The organism is Marinimicrobium alkaliphilum, assembly GCF_003259155.1.
Taxonomy (GTDB): domain Bacteria; phylum Pseudomonadota; class Gammaproteobacteria; order Pseudomonadales; family Cellvibrionaceae; genus Marinimicrobium_A; species Marinimicrobium_A alkaliphilum.
In genome coordinates this window covers 95,011-113,181 of sequence record NZ_QGMQ01000004.1, presented here as the reverse complement: position 1 = coordinate 113,181, position 18,171 = coordinate 95,011, and the positions used below count along the sequence as shown (strand labels likewise).

8 protein-coding genes are annotated in these 18,171 nt (G+C 52.6%); all 8 read left to right on the top strand.

Annotation, left to right across the window (positions count from 1 at the left end):
- Positions 1 to 76: 76 nt before the first annotated feature.
- Complete coding sequence (locus tag DKW72_RS07875; protein ID WP_111641806.1) at positions 77 to 1,594, top strand: type I restriction-modification system subunit M; 1,518 nt, start codon at positions 77 to 79, stop codon at positions 1,592 to 1,594.
- Positions 1,584 to 2,804 (top strand): restriction endonuclease subunit S, encoded by a 1,221-nt coding sequence (locus tag DKW72_RS07870; protein ID WP_111641805.1) that lies wholly within the window; start codon positions 1,584 to 1,586, stop codon positions 2,802 to 2,804. The genes DKW72_RS07875 and DKW72_RS07870 overlap by 11 nt, the downstream gene beginning before the upstream one ends.
- Positions 2,801 to 6,082 (top strand): type I restriction endonuclease subunit R, encoded by a 3,282-nt coding sequence (locus DKW72_RS07865; RefSeq protein ID WP_111641804.1) that lies wholly within the window; start codon positions 2,801 to 2,803, stop codon positions 6,080 to 6,082. Before DKW72_RS07870 ends, DKW72_RS07865 begins: the two co-directional genes overlap by 4 nt.
- 80 nt (positions 6,083 to 6,162) lie before the next feature.
- Positions 6,163 to 6,849: a M48 family metallopeptidase gene (locus tag DKW72_RS07860; RefSeq protein ID WP_198411270.1), complete on the top strand. Its 687-nt coding sequence runs from the start codon at positions 6,163 to 6,165 to the stop codon at positions 6,847 to 6,849.
- A 251-nt stretch (positions 6,850 to 7,100) separates the two neighbouring features.
- Positions 7,101 to 7,961: a restriction endonuclease gene (locus tag DKW72_RS07855; protein ID WP_111641802.1), complete on the top strand. Its 861-nt coding sequence runs from the start codon at positions 7,101 to 7,103 to the stop codon at positions 7,959 to 7,961.
- A gap of 161 nt (positions 7,962 to 8,122) precedes the next feature.
- On the top strand, positions 8,123 to 10,273 hold the full coding sequence (locus tag DKW72_RS07850) for an ATP-binding protein (protein WP_111641801.1): 2,151 nt from the start codon (positions 8,123 to 8,125) through the stop codon (positions 10,271 to 10,273).
- Between the two features lie 304 nt (positions 10,274 to 10,577).
- On the top strand, positions 10,578 to 17,054 hold the full coding sequence (locus DKW72_RS07845) for a P-loop NTPase family protein (RefSeq protein WP_111641800.1): 6,477 nt from the start codon (positions 10,578 to 10,580) through the stop codon (positions 17,052 to 17,054).
- 727 nt (positions 17,055 to 17,781) lie between these two features.
- Positions 17,782 to 18,159, top strand: coding sequence for a hypothetical protein (locus tag DKW72_RS07840; protein ID WP_111641799.1), 378 nt, complete (start codon positions 17,782 to 17,784; stop codon positions 18,157 to 18,159).
- The last annotated feature ends 12 nt before the right edge of the window (positions 18,160 to 18,171 follow it).

Sequence of the window (18,171 nt, the reverse complement as noted above, 5' to 3'; positions counted from 1 at the left end):
AGGACCAACAGCGCATGATCAATGCGGTTGGCCGGCAAATACTACGCCCAGACATAAAAACCGGGAATTCAACACTATGAGTAACGATGCCATCAAGCAGGAACAGATCAACAAGGCGGTCTGGAACGCTTGCGACACCTTTCGGGGCACCGTAGACCCCAGCATCTACAAGGACTATGTGCTGACCATGTTGTTCGTGAAGTACCTGTCGGACGTATGGCAGGACCACTACGACACCTATGCGGCCGAGCATGGCGACACTCCCGAGTTGATTGAAGAGCTGATGAAGAACGAGCGCTTTGTGTTGCCTCGCGAGGCAGGCTTCTATGCACTGCACGACCAGCGCCACGAGCCCGGCAATGGCGAGCGCATCGACAAGGCGCTGCACGCCATTGAAGAGGCCAACATAGCCAAGCTGGCCGATGTCTTCCAGGACATCAGCTTCAACTCCAACAAGCTCGGTGACGAGAAGCAAAAAAATGACATCCTGCGCCACATTCTGGAAGACTTCGCCCGCCCGGAGCTGAACTTATGCCCGAGTCGGATCGGCAAGCTGGACGTGATCGGAAATGCCTACGAATACCTGATCAAGAACTTCGCGGCCACGTCCGGCAAGAAGGCCGGTGAATTCTATACTCCGCCAGAAGTGTCCGAGTTGATGGCCGAGATCGTCGACCCGAGGGAGGGCGACGAAATCTGCGACCCAGCCTGCGGTTCCGCCTCCTTGTTGCTCAAATGCGCCAACCAGATTCGCAAGGGCAATGGCGGCTCCAAGAACTTTGCCTTGTTCGGTCAGGAAGCCATCGGTAGCACCTGGGCCTTGGCAAAAATGAACATGTTTCTGCACGGCGTCGACAATCACAAGTTGGAGTGGGGCGACACCATCCGCAATCCCAAGCTGCTAAACGAAAACGGCGGCCTGAAGCACTTCGACATTGTGGTGGCCAACCCGCCGTTCTCGTTGGAAAAGTGGGGCGTCGAGGGAGCTGAGAGCGATCCGTACGCCCGCTTCCGGCGCGGGTTACCGCCCAAGACCAAGGGTGACTACGCCTTTATCCTGCACATGATTGAAACGATGAAACCGAAGACCGGGCGCATGGCGGTGGTGGTGCCCCACGGGGTTCTGTTTCGGGGCTCCAGCGAGGGCAAAATCCGCAAAAAGCTGATTGAGGAAAATCTGCTGGATGCCGTTATTGGCCTGCCGGAAAAACTGTTTTACGGCACCGGCATTCCGGCCGCGATTTTAATATTCCGCAAGGACAAAACTGACAACATGGTGCTGTTCATTGACGCCAGCCGCGAGTTCAAGGCCGGCAAAAACCAGAACCAGTTTTCCGATGAGAACATCGCCAAGGTGGTCGACACCTACAGACAGCGGCAAGGTTCGGACAAGTACGCCTACTTGGCCAACTTTGAAGAAATCCAGGAGAACGATTTCAACCTCAACATTCCCCGCTACGTGGACACCTTTGAGGAAGAAGAGGAAATCGACCTGGTGGCCGTGCAAGCGGAGCGGAAGGAGATTGAAGCCGAGATTGCGAAATTGAACGAACAAATGGAAAGCTATTTGAAGGAGCTGGGTTATGGTGCCTGAGGGCTGGATTATAACTCAGCTAAGCGAGTTGGCTGATATCAAAAGGGGCGCCGGTTCACAGTATTTAACCTATGTCGAAGCTCCAGACGACGGAATTCGATTGATTCGCATTTCAGACTTTTTAGGGGACTCCAAAAAGTACGTTCTCCATACTTCAGCTATCGACCGATTCATTTTAAGAAAGGATGATATCTTGATTGCTGGAACGGGTGCTACTGCGGGAATCATATTTAGGGTTCCAGATGAATATTCTGGTTTACCGTTCTCATACAATGCTCCTCGAATTCGCCCTAAAACTACGAGTTGTTCGGGGTACCTATACTATTTCCTATGTTCGGATACCATAATTCGACAGCAACACGCGCTTTTCACGGGGAACGCCCAGCCTTTTCTCGACACGAGGGCAATAGGAGGCTTTAAGGTTTTAGCTCCTCCAGTTTTAGAGCAGAAAAGGATCGCCCAAATCCTCTCCACCTGGGATCAGGCCATCACCGCCACCGAGCGCCTGCTTAAGAACAGCCAGCAGCGGAAAAAAGGGTTGATGCAGCAGCTACTGACCGGGAAGAAGCGGTTGCTGAGTTGTGATGGCGAGCCCTTTAGCGATAACTGGGAAGTAAAGAAAATATCCCAGATTTCCTCGCGCATTCAGCGAAAGACAGATGGAGGGAAACACCCAATTCTCACAATATCCTCACGAAGCGGATTCGTGAAGCAAGAAGATAAGTACAGTCGATATATGGCAGGAGAAAGTGTCAAAAATTATATCCTGCTAGAAAGAGGTGAGTTTGCCTACAACAAGGGAAACTCGAAAACTTATGAGTTTGGTTGCGTCTTTGATCTGGAGCAGTTCGATAGAGGTTTGGTTCCACACGTATATGTTTGCTTCAAACTAAATGCTGGGATGAGCCACAGATACTTCAAATACCTATTCGAAGCGGACTATCTAAAGCCCCAGCTTGGATCTTTAGTAAATACAGGCGTTAGAAATAATGGATTGCTTAACATCAAACCATCAGAGTTCCTAAGCACAACCGTTCCCGTTCCTTGCATTGAAGAGCAAGAAAGGGTTGCGGACGTGCTTTATTCATCCTCTGCTGAAATTGAGGCATTATCACGTCGGCTCAACTGCTTACGAAAAGAAAAGAAAGCCCTTATGCAACAACTCCTGACCGGCAAGCGTCGGGTGAACGTGGAAACGGAGGCCGCATGAACACCACCCCTCAAGGGAATGAGCAGCATTCCAGTCACATCCCGGCCCTGGCCACGTTGATGAACCTTGGCTGGACGTTTTTGCCGGCCACGGAGTGTCAGGCCCTTCGGGGCAGCCAGCGGGATGTGGTGATGAAACCGGTGCTGGAGCGGGTGTTGCGCCGGCGCCGGTTTGAGTTTAAAGGCGAGTGGTACCCGTTGTCCGATCAGGCGGTGGATCAGATCATCCGGGAGATCACCACGCCCTCCATGGCGCAGGGTTTGATGGACGCCAACCAGGCCGTTTACGACAGCCTTACCCTGGGTATCACCGTGACCGAGTTTGTCGGTGGCAAGAAGGCACAGCCCACGATTCACCTGATCGATTGGGAAGATCTGGATCAGAACGATTTTCATGTCACCGAAGAGATGGATGTACTGTCGGCCCAGGGTACCCACACCCGCCGGCCCGACGTGGTGGCATTTGTGAACGGCATCCCTTTGGCGGTAGTCGAGGCGAAGCGGGCCGCCTCCGGCAATCCCAACAAGAATATGGTGGAGGAGGGCATCAGCCAGAACCTCCGCAACCAGAAGAACGACGAAATTCCCTACCTTTACGCCTTCGCCCAGCTGCTGTTTTCCATTAGCCTTACCGATGGCCGCTACGGTACAACGCATACACCGGCCAAGTTCTGGTCCAAGTGGACAGACGAAGAGTTTGACGACCAGACCATCCAGGACATCAAAAATCGTCGTTTGTCGGCGTCGGACAAGCATGCTCTGTTCCAGGGCAAGCCCCCGAAGATTCGGTCCTATTTTGAACAACTCTGGTCCAAGACCGTGCTGCCCACGGAACAGGACCGGTTACTCGTAGGCCTACTGGATCGAAACCGGTTCCTGGAGTTTCTCCGCCTCTTCATCCTGTTTGACCGCAAGGTCGGAAAGATCGCGGCCCGCTACCCGCAGGCATTCGGCATAAAGGCTCTGCTGGAGCGCATCTCCGGCTTCAAGCCCACTGGCGAACGCCGAGGCGGTGTGCTATGGCATACCACCGGTTCCGGCAAGTCTTTCACCATGGTGTACCTCTGTCGGGCCTTGCTGCTCAGTGACGCTCTAAAGAACTGTCGGATTCTAGTGGTCACCGACCGGGTGGATCTGGAGAAGCAGCTCTCGCGGACTTTCCTGACCGGCGGCGCCTTCGGCAGCGACATTGCCGGCAAGAAAAGCGGCGACGCCCTGGCCAAAACCCGCTCCGGCAAGCAGCTAGCGGAGCGTATTGGCCACGGGAACGAGCGTATCATCTTTACCATCATCAACAAGTTCGCCTCGGCCGCCAAGCAGCCGGAGTGCTATAACCCGTCCAACAACATCATCGTCATCGTCGATGAGGGCCACCGGAGCCAAGGTGGAGAGAACCACCAGCGCATGCGCCAGGCTCTTCCTAACGCCTCGTTTATTGCGTTTACCGGCACCCCGCTGCTTAAGAATGAGAAGAGCGAAACCGCCGAAAAATTCGGCGCGATCATTCACGCTTACACTATGAAGCGGGCGGTGGAAGATGGCACCATCACCCCATTACTTTATGAGGAGCGCAAACCCCTGCTGGAAGTGAATCAGAAGGCTGTCGATACTTGGTTCGAGAAGGTCACCGCCTCACTCTCGGACAGCCAGAAGGGTGATCTCAAGCGCAAATACACCAACCAAGGCCAAATCTACACGGCGGAAGACCGGATCAGGCTCAATGCCTTCGACATCAGCGTACATTTCAGTGAGAACTATAAGAAGGCGGGGCTGGAGCTGAAAGGGCAGCTGGCAACTGACAGCAAACTCAGTGCCATCCGCTATAAACAGTCTCTGGACAGCCTTGGCCTGGTCACCAGTGCCATCGTGATTTCTCCTCCGGATACTCGGGAAGGGCACACCGATGCAGATGAATCCAACCTGCCTTTGGTGCAGGAGTGGTGGAAGAAAAATGTCTCTGGTGATCCCCAGGATTATGAGAAAGCCATCATCGAGGACTTCGGCTCCGACGGACCACCGGACATTCTTATTGTCGTTGATAAACTCCTCACCGGCTTCGATGAACCCCGCAATGCAGTGCTCTACATCGACAAACAACTCAAGGGGCACAACCTGATCCAGGCCATCGCCAGGGTCAACCGTCTGCACCCGGAAAAGCCCTTCGGCTACCTGATCGACTACCGAGGCATCCTCAAAGAGCTGGATACCGCCATAAAAGACTACCAAGACTTTGAGAACCAGACTCAGGGCGGCTTTGCCATAGAAGATATTGAGGGCCTGTATGCCAACGTGGATACAGAGTACAAAAAGCTACCGGCCCTGCACGACAAACTCTGGCGCTTTTTCAACCACATCGACAACAAGCTGGATCAGGAATCGTATCGCCAGGTGTTTATGCCCAAATACGAGGCCGATCCAGACGGTGAAGAGGTCGATACCCGGCAAGCTCTGCGAGAGGATTTCTACGAGGCTGTCACGGAATTTGGCATGTGCTTGAAGACAGCGCTCTCAACCCAGAGCTTCTTTGAGGACAAAGCGTTCACCGAGGAAGACATTCGGCGCTATAAGCGGGACCTCAAATGGTTTTCGGATTTACGCAAGACCGTCCGGCTGGATGCACAGGAAACCGTTGATTACTCGTCCTATGAGGGCCAGATCCGGGACCTGATTGACCGTTATGTCACCGGAGTTGATGTTGAAAAGGGTGAAGAGCCGGTCGTGATTGAGTCTATTGGCGAGACACACCCGGATTACTGGTCCGACGATAAGGCCCGGAACGAGACCGACAAGATCAAGACCCGTACCAAGAAGACCATTGAAGAGAAACTGGGCGATGACCCCTACGCCAAGAAGGTGTTCTCCGCACTACTGAAGGAAGCCATTGAAAAAGCCGAGGCCATGTTCGACTACAAGGCTCAGTTCAGGCTGTTCAGTGATCTGGAGAAAATGGTTGAAGACCGCGATGTCCCGGACCTGCCCGTCAGCACCTTCCGGGGCAACAAACACGCCCAAGCCTACTACGGTGCCTTTAAGCTGGTGCTGGGCGAGGACTTTGCGGCACTGGAAGCCGAGCAGGACGACCGGCTGATCGAAGAGGCCTTCGAAATCGACCAAGTTGTGAGCCGGGCTGTGGCAGAGAACTCGCTCAACCCCATTGGTATTGAGCAGGACGTTCGCAAGAATCTGCTACCGCGCCTGTTCGCCCTGGTCGGGCTGGATAAGGCCAAAGAAGTGCTGGATGAGGTGGTGCAGATACTACGCAACCGAGGGGCCAGGTGATGACCTCTATCGCTACCGCTCAGGACGAAAAGCCTTCGGAGCATGTGGCCAGATACGGCGACAGGGAGTTCCGGTACCACTTGTGCCTCCTTCCGAACCACCAAAAAGCCACCATCCGGGTGCATGTCCACCCCAACGGCCGTGTACAAGTGGACGCTCCGCAGTCCGCTCGCCTGCCAGAGGTCAAAGCCGCCGTACAGCGGAGAGCCCGGTGGGTCCTCAAGCATCTGGACGACATTGAGGAGCGCAACCGCCATGTCCGGCCTTGCCAATGGGTCAGCGGAGAGAGTATGCGTTATCTGGGCCGGCGCTATGTCCTGAAGGTGATCGAGGACCCAGAGCAGCGGAAGACGACCTGCAAGCTCACCCGTGGACAGCTACGCGTCCAAGGTCAGAACCTGACCCCAGAACGGACACAAAAAGCGGTAGGGCAGTGGTATAGGGAACGAGCGCTGGACATTTTTCAGCGAAGACTGGAGCGGATGGTGGACACGCTACCCTGGGCTGAGAACGTCCCAGCGTGGCGCATACTGGAAATGAAGACCCAGTGGGGAAGCTGCTCACCCGATGGGTCATTGCTTCTGAACCCACACCTGATCAAAGCACCCACCCGTGCGATTGACTACGTATTGCTCCATGAACTGTGCCACCTCGTTGAGCACAACCACAGTCCCAAGTTCTACGGCTTGCTTGACCGGTTTTTGCCGGAATGGAGATCTGTTAAGGAGAAGCTTGATGGTGAGTCCGAGCTGTTGCTGACTAGATAAGTGGAGTAAGTGATTTCGGCCAACCTCACACGAGCCTGATTAAATATTAATCAATTTTTACGGTGCATTTAAATTTGCTGACAAATAGTGCACACTTTGGTCAGGGGGGCGCACTCTTCCACCCAAAGACAACGGTAGCTTCATATAAATCAACAAGTTACACGATGAGACGGCAGTTGAATATCCAGGTAGATTCGAGCAAGTGTGCCCGCACACTTTTAGTCGAAGCATTTAGCGTCTAGGCGAGATAAATGAGTAGTCTTGGTCTGATAGATAAGCAAAAATTGGAACGTGAGTTAGGGATGTCTAGTGGCTACGTGCTCAACTTTTCCAATCGTACCTTCGATGAATTTTTTAGAGAAATTGTCGGTGTTTCGATTTTTGACTCCTTTTATGATCAAGCCTCAGGGTCTAAAGCTCATAGAACACGTGCTTTCTGGCGGTTGGCTACAGATGTACAAGTTTTGAAGTTTCTTAACGGTTTGCTCGAAGGTTGGGAAATCTATGCAGATCAGTCGATTCCAGGTGCTGCCGAGAAGCATCTAAAGCAAATAATTCGTAAGCTGGAAGGCGCAGGCGAATCCGGAGTGCGGTCATCTGAGGAAGAAACTAAAGTCCAAATTGATCAAAATTTAAGTCAACGTCTGCTTTCACAACTCATTGAACTGTCAGAATTGACACCTCAAAGCCGTGGATTTGCGTTTGAGAGGTTCCTAAAAACCTTATTTGATGCCTACGGACTTTCTGCGCGCTCCTCGTTCCGAACGGTCGGTGAGCAAATTGATGGTAGCTTTGTTTTGAATAATGAAACCTACTTACTGGAAGCAAAGTGGCAAAATGCGCCTACTGGAGCAGGAGACTTGCATACGTTTGAAGGAAAGATAGGGCAGAAGGCGCTTTGGTCGCGAGGACTATTTTTGAGCAATAGTGGTTTCTCTAGCGACGGGCTTCAAGCTTTTGGGAAAGGGAAACGCATCGTGTGCATGGACGGTTTAGACTTGTATGAAATGCTAAATAGAAGACTTTCCGTGACAGATATTTTAGAAGCAAAGGTACGACGAGCGGCTGAAACCGGGAGGCCCTTTATCCCGTTACGAGAGCTTTTCATTTAAAAGTTGGTGCAGCGAATACCAGGCCAAATTTTCTCCGCCTTGTGGTCTTTTTCACCTTACCGTGAAAAGTGCGGCACGACCAGAGCCGGTATAGCTTGTCCGCTTCCGACCCATAGCGGACGTTAACTTCACATCACGATCATTGAAACAAAGGAGCTCCATTGATAGACAAAAAAGGAAGAACTACCGCGACAGTCCTGTATTTAATTGCCTTGGTAATAATACAATGGGCGGTTATCGGGCAAGGCTTTCCGATCAATGAGAAGCTTCTTTGGTTTGCCAATGGTGTCGCAAGCCTTCTTCTAGGTAGTCGGCTCCTCAATCCTCACTTCGTTCCGCCTGCGGATGTCGCAACTAACTCGTTCGTTGCCGCCGGAACGTTGATTGCTGCGGTTGCAGCGAAGCCTGCACTACAATCCGATCTAATAATAATTTGGCTTGCTTTTAGTGCCTGTACTCTTTGCTTCCTTATTTCGATAGTCGTGTTATTGGTTAAGCGCACACATGGGCGGGAAAGCCGCCCCTGGGCTTTAAGCGTTGAACGCGCAGTAAAAGCCTTTGGAGCGCCAAGAACGATTTTTACGCTAGTTATCCTAATACTTGCCTGGGTATTTCACCGGGCCTCGCCAATCGAGATTTATGCCATACTCACAACGTGGGCCCTGATTGTTGCCTTCGATCCTATCGAGGCTTTATGGCAGTTCGCCGGGTGGGTGCATGGACAATTCGATCAAGATGAGCCTGACGTACTTGGGACCGTGGCCGCGCATCAGGCTCCAGGGATAGTGTTAATCCGACAGGACGACGATGTTCGCCACAAGTCCGGCACACTCATGGCCATTTCCGACGATCAAGGACCTACGACCCTTGGTGTCGCTCTCAACTATGTAGGACGAGACGAAGGAGTTCTTTTGAGAGCATTGAATCTACCTGTTCCGGAAGCGCTAAAGGAACAGGCGGGTAAAGCGACAGTCGGAAGCGGAGCAGCCACTCTGCTTCCAGTTGGCGATGAAGAAGCACAGGCAGTGGTGGGGTTAGAACGTATCGGCTCTCTTTGCGGCATAGTCGATAGTGACTCAGATATTGAGTTCATCGAGATAGAAGTTACTAACGATGAGGAGCTTTCCGAAGGATGTCTGATCGATGTCAATATTCGAAACGACGACGTCATCTATCAGATTGTTGGCGGTGTAACGCGGGAAGAAGCTGTTCAACAAAAAAACAAGTATGGATACGTTCGCGCTAAAGCCAGGAAGATTGGCAAGTGGAACCCTGAAGACAGAAAGTTTGAGCCAATAAAATGGCTTCCCCGAATTAACGCACCCGTTTTTATAAAATCGACCAATGAGTTTGAATGCAATGCAGATGCCGTAGGTCACTTTCCCGGCACAGACTACCAAATCTCAATCGACATCTCTGACGCCGTAACGCACAACACCGCCATTCTCGGCATTCTCGGTATTGGGAAAAGCTATCTTTCGATAGAGTTGGTCGAACGAATGATCGCAAAAGGTATTAAGATTATATGTCTCGATCTAACTGACCAGTACGCTACACTGCTATCAGACTTTGTCGACCAGGACTATCAGGCTTCCGTTAATCAGTACTTGTCTAGCGCCGCACGGGGAAGGCCCGTCACAAGAGGTAAGGATGAAGGTGGTTCGCTGCATTCTTTCAATGCAGCCGTAAACACTAAAATTTCTGAATTTCTTTCGCCCGCAACAGATCAGTCAATTCTGATCTTTAATCCTGCTGGATTTCGTGTCAGCAAGCAAACGATGAATGCCTTTCAAGATCAGGCTGCATTTACCGATCTTACAGCCTGTGAAATCACAGCCGTTTTTTCTAGCGCTGCTCTAAAAGCGTGCCAAGAGATTGGCATGGTGGATGCCGCACGTGCATGCCTAATCTATGAAGAAGCACATAGTCTTGTGCCAGAGTGGAACTCCGTTGCCAGCGATGGTGATAAGAATGCTACGGCGGCGAGTGCGAGGGCCATCTTGCAGGGCAGGAAATATGGTTTAGGGTGCCTGCTTATTACACAGAGGACAGCAAACGTCACCAAGACCATCCTAAACCAATGCAATTCAATTTTTGCGATGAGGACGTTTGACGATACAGGTAAGGAATTTCTTGGAAACTACATCGGTTCAGAATATGCACGCGTTTTACCAAGCTTAAAAGAACGACATGCGGTGTTTTTCGGAAAAGCATCCTCGTGCGATGATCCTGTAATGATACGACTGAATGACAGAGAGAAGTTTCTAGAAGCTTTTCGCGCTGCTGAAGATAACAATGATTTACATAGATAACATGCTTGTCAAAACAGTGAGATTTAATATAGAACCTTTGGGGTTGAATAAATTGGCTCAGAAAGAGAATTAGATACAAGCCACAGCGCTATTTGATTCAGATAGTTGCATAAGTTGATGATGTTCTCCAATATTCAAAGTCAAATAGATGTAAAGTCTGCCTTTGGCCAGAGTCAGAAATCGACCCAAAGCGGACACTCAGTTTTCAGCGCCAGATCCGCATTTGGCTTAGCGATCAGCTTCTAATTTTGTTGATGGTCGCAGTCAGGCTAAGTTTAGTCGCACATAAATCGAATCATGGGGTATGATGAGACGAAATCATAAAATCGATAAAGTCAGGGCATCACGGGACGGACATGAGTTTCATGAAGCTTGGACAGCTCGCAAAGCGACGCAGCTGCTATGGCCCGATACCGACCTGAAGGCAATCGCTGTCGAAGGGCCTTCACCTGCCGATCAGGCCGGGGCATCCGCTGCTACGGTCGAGGTCGCTGATCTGACGTTCTACTACGGCCGAGGCACAAATTTCGAGGATGCCGCCCGAACAATCTTTGCCCAGTTCAAATACTCCATCGCTAATCAGAACAAGGACTTCCGCGCTTCTCACGCAAAGAAGACAGTAGAAAAGTTTGGCGCGACCTACCGCTCATTTAAGCGCAAATACGGTGCTGAAGCGGTCGAAGACAAACTCGACTTTCAGCTTATCACGAACCAGCCAATCAGCGATTCACTGCTTCAGGCCATAGAGGCTACGGCGACGGGGTCGAGCGTTAGCGGTGATGTTATGGCACAGGCGAAGCAGTTCAAGACTGCTTCCGGTTTATCGGGAAAGCCACTGGCGGAATTTGCGCGAAAACTCAAAATCATTGGACGCTCCGGGAGCCTGCCGCAAACAAAGGACGAGCTTGCCAACCTGCTCGTTGACTGGTCTGCCACGAGCGATCCGATTGCTGCCGCCCGGCTCGGGAAGCTTCGGGAGCTTGTACGCGACAAGGCCGGTTATGCCGGTACCGACCGAAATCTGATCAGACGCACTGACGTACTGGCAGCGCTTCAGATCGGTGACCCGAAGGACCTGCTTCCCTGTGATGCGGCCCTCGTTGATGTAGGTAAAGTACTGGAGCGGGAGCAGCTCAGCGAGGCTATGACTCGCATCGATAACACGTCAACGCCGTTTCTTATTCATGCGACCGGCGGCGTCGGCAAGACGGTCTTTATGGATTCGCTCGCCTCGAAGATTGCCACGGACCACGAGGTTGTTTTCTTCGATTGTTTTGGTGGTGGTGCTTACCGCTCTCCGGAAGACGCGCGACATTTACCCAAGAAGGGGCTAATCCATATTGCGAATACACTGGCATTTCGCGGCCTCTGCGATCCGATGCTACCGGACAGTCCCGATGTATACACTTTGCTCAGCACATTCCGCCGCCGCCTTACGCAGTGCCTGACTACCCTCTCGCGTATGACGCCAGGACGTAAGCTGGCGATCTTTATCGATGCCATCGACAACGCTGCTTTCGCGGCAGGCCAGACCAGCGAAGACTCCTTTCCAATCAAGCTGCTGGAGAGTCTCGATACGGAACCGATTTACGGCGTAAAGCTTATCGTTTCATGCCGATCCGAATCGGAACGCAGGCCAAAGACCTATGCCAAGCTTGATGAATTCGAACTATACCCATTTACCAAGGATGAAACGGCCGCGTTCTTACGCGCGCGACTGAAAAGCGTCACGACCGTAGAAGTGAACGTCGCGCACGCCCGGTCAGGTGGCAATCCGCGTGTGCTGGATTACCTGGTCAAGGCGGGTCGCGGTCTTCTCGATCCATCCGAGATCAACAAAGACATCGAGCTGGATGATCTGATTCAACAAAGAATCACGGATGCGCTCTCTTTGGCTACAAAGCAAGGTTATGAGGACAAGGACCTCAGTGCCTTTCTTGCAGGGCTGGCGGTACTTCCTCCGCCCGTGCCGGTGGGTGAGTATGCCGCCGCTCATGGCATGGAGCTCGCGGCCATTGAGAGCTTTGCTTCGGACCTAAGCCCTCTACTGGAGCGCACCAATCATGGGCTCATGTTCCGTGATGAGCCAACGGAAACGCTGATCCACAATCGATACGCGACATCGCGTGATGCGCTTGAGCGTGTCGCATCCAATCTCCTTGCTCGCCAGGATGCGTCGGTATATGCGGCCCGTGCGCTTCCGCGCCTGTTACACGAACTCGATGATGGTGAGCGGCTGTTCGCCCTTGCTTTCGATGATCGTATTCCCGCCTCGATTACCAGCACAGTTGGCAAGCGCAATATACAATATGCCCGGCTTAAGGCTGCCACTTTGCACGCGGCTCTCAAGGTTGACTACAACAGCCTTGTGCGGCTGCTCGTCGAGCTATCGACCATAGCCGAGGTTGATCAGCGTGGTGCCGATTACCTGATGAAACATCCTGATCTCGTCGTTGCAGCCGATGATGATGACGCCCAGCGGCGACTATTTGAAATAAGAACGGCTTGGCCGGGAACGCGGCATGCACGTCTTGCCATCGTCAATATTTTGTCGGGTGATCCGGCAGAGGCGAGCCGACATGCCTATGCGAATGAAGAGTGGATACAACATTATCGGCGCACAGAGCGAAAAGATTTTGATCGTGAACCGGTTCCCGATCAGGCCGATATCGCTGCCACAAGTTTCTTTCTGGTCTCGGAAGGTCGCCCAGAAGATGCGGCTGGCTACCTGACAGGTTGGCGGGACTGGTATGCCTTTGAAGTCTCTCAGCTCGTTCTCGGATACACGCATCTTGCCAGCTTCCTAGGAACGCACCCCGCTCGCTGGGCTGGCAGGTTCATCGATGCGCTCCCCAGTATCGGTCCGCTCGCAGCTGCATTGTCATTCCGCGAGCTGACGAACGCTACACGCAAGCCCCTTTGCGTCAAACTCGCCGCTCTATGCAAGAAGGAGACGAAGATTGACTTGCCTCAAAGCTACTCGCGCCACAAGACCTACGAACTCGAAGACGGCCTGAGGAAGTCGGCTGCCGTCGCGCTCTCGTTGGGCCTCGGCGCTGAGGCGCAATCTATTTCACTAAGAGCACGGCATGATCGGCCCAGAATCTGGGCATACCGTGACGCGTTTAGTCGCAACGATGTCTTCGCTTACTTGTTCCGGGTTGCCCTGCTTGCTGCCGCAAAGAAGCGTGCTATTCACGAGAAGGACCTATTGCCAAAAGAGCTGGTATCGGTCTGCGCGCGCATTCCGAAGACTATTTCTGGAAAAATCTTCCGACAAAAGGCCAAGGAGCAGCTCTCCAAGCTTCCGCGCAAACCGCGTTACGATGACGGGCAGACCAAGAACGTACCGGCTAATGCCATTAGCTATGATGAGCAGCAGGCGGCCGAGCGCTTTCTTGACATCCGCCTGGAGCCGCTGCTTGCGATCACTGAGGCACTGTCGGCTGCACTCGCAGCATCGGCGCGGACCATCGACAAGCGCTTTGTCGAGCTTGTGGAAGCCTGGGAGCAAACCCGAAAGAATCGCGACCACTACCGGGTTGAGGATACCGATCCCTTCTTTCAATTCTTGGGTCTTGACGCTGTTCTGTTCATATTGTGGTCTCGCAACGAACTGAAACCAGAGTCCATAGAGCGCATGCTCACGGCCGTACACGCTCACATGAGCAATGCCAGTGACTTGGTTCGTATCATCGAGATTCTCGCGCAACGAATCCCGCTGCACTCGATTGCAGGCGAGCAGGCCGTAAAGGCGCGCGCGATGATCGAGAAAGAGGATGAAGTTACCTACCGGGCATCTCTCTATGGCGCTCTTGGCCGGGCAATACTTCCAGCTAGCCTAGATGAGGCTGCTGTGTACTTCCGGGATGGTCTGGAACAGATGGACGCAATCGGCTCAGGTGATTACCTGTTCACAAATGAGCTGCTCTTGTTCGCATCAGAGATGAAAGGTGACGAACTGGACGAACGTGACTTTCACACGCTCAGCAATATCTGCGAACTCAATATGGGCGAGGAGCCCGAGAAGTTTTTCTGGGGTGCGTACGGTCGCGGCATGGCGAAGGCGGCTGGTATACGCGGTCTATCCAAGCTCAGCCGATGGGATGACCGCAACAGGATAGCTCTGGACAACACACTTTTCACCTATCTTACGGGCCTGCTCGAAGCGGGGAAGATCGATCCGAAGGATGCACTTTGCCTAAACCGCCTCGCCAATCCGGTTGAATATTTCTATGCCGGGACGAAGGAGTTTGCCGAAGCGTTGCGCGCCCAGGCTGGGCCGGATGCCGAAACTGTCACGGAACTGATTACGCAGTTCGAGGATGACAACCCGACGATAGCGAGTGTCGAGACTGTCGAGACACTTTACGTGCTGGCTGATGAAGCGTTGGGTACATCGAATGATCTAACGAAGCACCTGAAAGCCGCGCAGGAACGATATGAGATAGCAAGGCAAGGGCGAAATACTGCATATGGAAGTAGCTGCAGCTTTGATCCGAAGATGCGTAGAGAAGCTGCCAAACGTGACAGTGCAAACCGGGTGGCACTCGCGCGTATAGCTGAAGCGACGAATCCGACCGACGAGGCATCGCTTGTAAAGGCCATTGAAGAATTCAATGCACTGGGAAACATGTATGACCTAAAAGGTGAATTCTTTTCCTCGCTGCGAGCCAAAGTTCCCTTTCAGGCGCGTGGACAGTATGTGCGCAATGTTGCTAACCTCGAAAATCTGTTCTTCTATTGGAAATTCGCAGAGCTAAAAGATGCAAAGGAAGCGTGGGGCGGATCATCCGCGGCGCTTGCGGGCGTCTACAGGAGCTTGGCACAGCCGCTGATTCTTGCCCATGCTGATGATTTGGTCGATGACGGTCGATTCTCGGGGTCGAACATCAATGAGATATCCGAGTTCACGGGCGTGCCTATGGCCGAACTCGTCCTTGAGATGATAAAGGTCTTCTCACGCCCTGATAGCACTGTCGCTGGATCGGTATGGCTTGCGTTCGCAAATTTCATATGCCCTGAAGCGGATGAAGGGCAGGGGCAGCTTGCGCTGAAGCGACTCCTCTCCAGTGACTCGGCACGGATTGCCGAAAACGTCACAGACGGTCCTTGGAAAGCTGGCTGCTACCCAGCAGATGATTTTGTCGAAATCGCGGCTGGGCTAATTTGGCGCGTGCTCGGTTCACCCCATGCTGTTGACAGGTGGCGCGCGGCTCACTGCATACGTCGATTTGCAAAATTCGGGCGCTGGGACATTGTTGATAAGGTTGTTGCCGCCTTCGGTACAAAGACAGCCGCACCATTCCAGGCACCCGAACTGGTGTTCTACTACCTTCATGCTCGGTTGTGGCTCCTGATCGCCCTTGCGCGCGCTGCTCTTGATCATCCAGATCAGGTCGCGCGTTACAAAGATCTACTCCTGGTCGTCTTCATGGAGAAGGATGATCCCCACGTACTTATGCGGCACTTTGCTGCCAACGCCCTCCTTGCCTGTGTAGATCGTGGCAAACTGACGCTTGACGCAGCCACATTAGAAACCGGGCGCAACGCCAACAAGTCTCCGTATCCGCGCTTACGAAAAAAGAGCCGAAACGGAGGCGGCTTCTTTCAGGGGCGTCCGAAGTCAGTGCCCGAGCCGCCCTTTCGTTTTCATCTGGAGTACGACTTCAGGAAGTATGATGTTGATAGCCTCGGTCGCGTGTTCGGCAAGGGTTGCTGGCAGGTTGATGATCTGATTTCGGGCATCGTGCAAAAGCTTGATCCATCAATGACACACATGTATGAGGATGGAGGCCGCGAAACGCGCGTGAGAAGTTCTCGGGAGATGACTACGCGCTTTCACGGTTACGGCCAACAGCTCGGCTGGCATGCTTTGTTCATTGCTGCAGGTAAGCTCCTGGCCGCCCATTCTGTAACTGATGACTGGTGGTATGAGGATGACCCTTGGGAAGAGTGGCTTGATCGCTACGTGCTTACTCGCAAGGATGGATTGTGGCTATCCGATGGAACAGACAGGACGCCTGATGCCGCCTCTGTGAGACTGCTGGAATATAAGAAGAACGGACTCGCGATAACCGGCGATCAGAAGAAGATTATGGGGCTCGCCGGCCTTGATATTGAGAAAGGCGTTGGTAGAGAACTGATTGTTCACGGAAGATGGTATTCATCCGATGGTGTTGAGATCGGACTATCCTCTGCGCTTGTTCCGCCCCAAAAGGCCGAGCAGCTTGCGAGAAAGCTTATTCGCGAAAAGCCCATACTAGCTTGGGTTCCTGCGTTCCAGGGCGACGAAGATGATGAATATCTGCGCAGCGATAAGAAGGAGTACTCACCCTGGATCTTTTGTCCGTCCGGCGAGACCAGGTTGGATGAGAATGATCCATATGGCGTTTCGGTCGCCAATTTACGGCCGCATCTTGCGCAAGAATATTCGAAGTTCTGTAAGCTGACACGGCGAGATGCGTTCGGATGTTTTTGGAATAACAATCGCGGGACGCTTTCACTTCGAACCCAAGCCTGGGGACGCAATGAAACCAACCGAGAAGACGGTCCCCATCCGGGACTGTTTCTGCTCTGCAAATCAAGTGTACTTAAGAAAGTTCTGGCGAAGTACGACAAAGAACTGCTATTGCTCTTCGATCTTCAGCGCTATGAGAAAGAGACCTATCGAAGCAGCGGACGGTTATCGCACTCAATTGGAGTGGTGCGAATCAATCAGTCGCTTAATGTAGAGTATTTCAAGGGTCGCGTGAACTACCCGAACAAGTCGGACTGGTAGCTTTCTCTGTGTCTGCTTTTGGCCGAATGCGGACAGTTGGAGACATCCTTGAATGTAGGAAAGACGACCTGCAAGCCTTCCGTGCACAGAACGCCGAGTCCAGGGCCGGAACCTCAACCCTGAGAGGACAGCAAAAGGCGGTAGGGCGGTGTGTCGAAAATGAGCGCTGGACGCTTCCCAGCGACGACAGAACTCATAGTGGACGCGCTGTCACTAACACGTAAACTGATACAAGATCGGATGATTTTTCGCTGCGACACCATGTAACTTGTTGTTACATAATTTATTTTTCCATAATTGGACAATTTTAAACTGATAATAGGTTTAACTGATGACTAAACGAGCGCTTCAGGTCTATGCCATACGCTGTTAGTGCACGGCAAAGGTAATTTTAGTAGACGTCAAAATTGGCAAGAATCTCATCTTATTTTTGAAAATCAGTAGCAGGGCCAGTAGCAGAATAGGCCGCTAAGCTAGGCGTAGCAAGGGTTAGCGCGTTTCAAACGGTACTGAGACCAATCTCAGTCTCATATTGAAATGACAACGGGTCGTTTCTGACAATGTCATGCAGGATAACACATAATTTAACATAATATACATTATACGCAATGCCAGATAGAATGGGATCGTCGTCAAGCCCCATTACCTGCCGGATATTTCTCCGAACCGGCATTGACTTTACCCCCGGGCGCCCCCAATTTATGGGAATCTTTCTTGAGAAAGCTCCATGAACTCTGATCCGGTCTTTGGCATATCACGCTCCGCTGGCGCTTTCCGCAGCGTCTGGGCGGTATTGCTGATTCTGTTGCTGGGCGTGCTCAGCACCGGAGCAGCCAGCCAGGATGCTCGGTTACCCTCTGATACGGGTTTTGCCATTGCTGTCGACCCGGTTCTGGGACTTCAGTCGTCCGCGCGTCTTGGCGTGCCGTCTCAGGGCTGTTCGCCGTTTGGCGACGCGCCCGACGACCCGTTGGCGATGGCTTTGGCGACCGGGTTTTTTCCTGTTCCGACGACCAAAACGGCGGCGCCAGACCGGTATTTCACGGCTTTTTCCGTTTCCCGATTCCTGCTTGGGCGCTCGTCCCGGGGGCCGCCACTCGTTTAATCCGCTTATAAG

Bases quoted from the DNA above. Each gene is read 5' to 3' on its own strand.
- DKW72_RS07840 (WP_111641799.1), top strand. From the start codon at position 17,782: ATGAACTCTGATCCGGTCTTTGGCATATCACGCTCCGCTGGCGCTTTC.
- DKW72_RS07875 (WP_111641806.1), top strand. From the start codon at position 77: ATGAGTAACGATGCCATCAAGCAGGAACAGATCAACAAGGCGGTCTGG.
- DKW72_RS07865 (WP_111641804.1), top strand. From the start codon at position 2,801: ATGAACACCACCCCTCAAGGGAATGAGCAGCATTCCAGTCACATCCCG.
- DKW72_RS07870 (WP_111641805.1), top strand. From the start codon at position 1,584: ATGGTGCCTGAGGGCTGGATTATAACTCAGCTAAGCGAGTTGGCTGAT.
- DKW72_RS07855 (WP_111641802.1), top strand. From the start codon at position 7,101: ATGAGTAGTCTTGGTCTGATAGATAAGCAAAAATTGGAACGTGAGTTA.
- DKW72_RS07845 (WP_111641800.1), top strand. From the start codon at position 10,578: ATGATGAGACGAAATCATAAAATCGATAAAGTCAGGGCATCACGGGAC.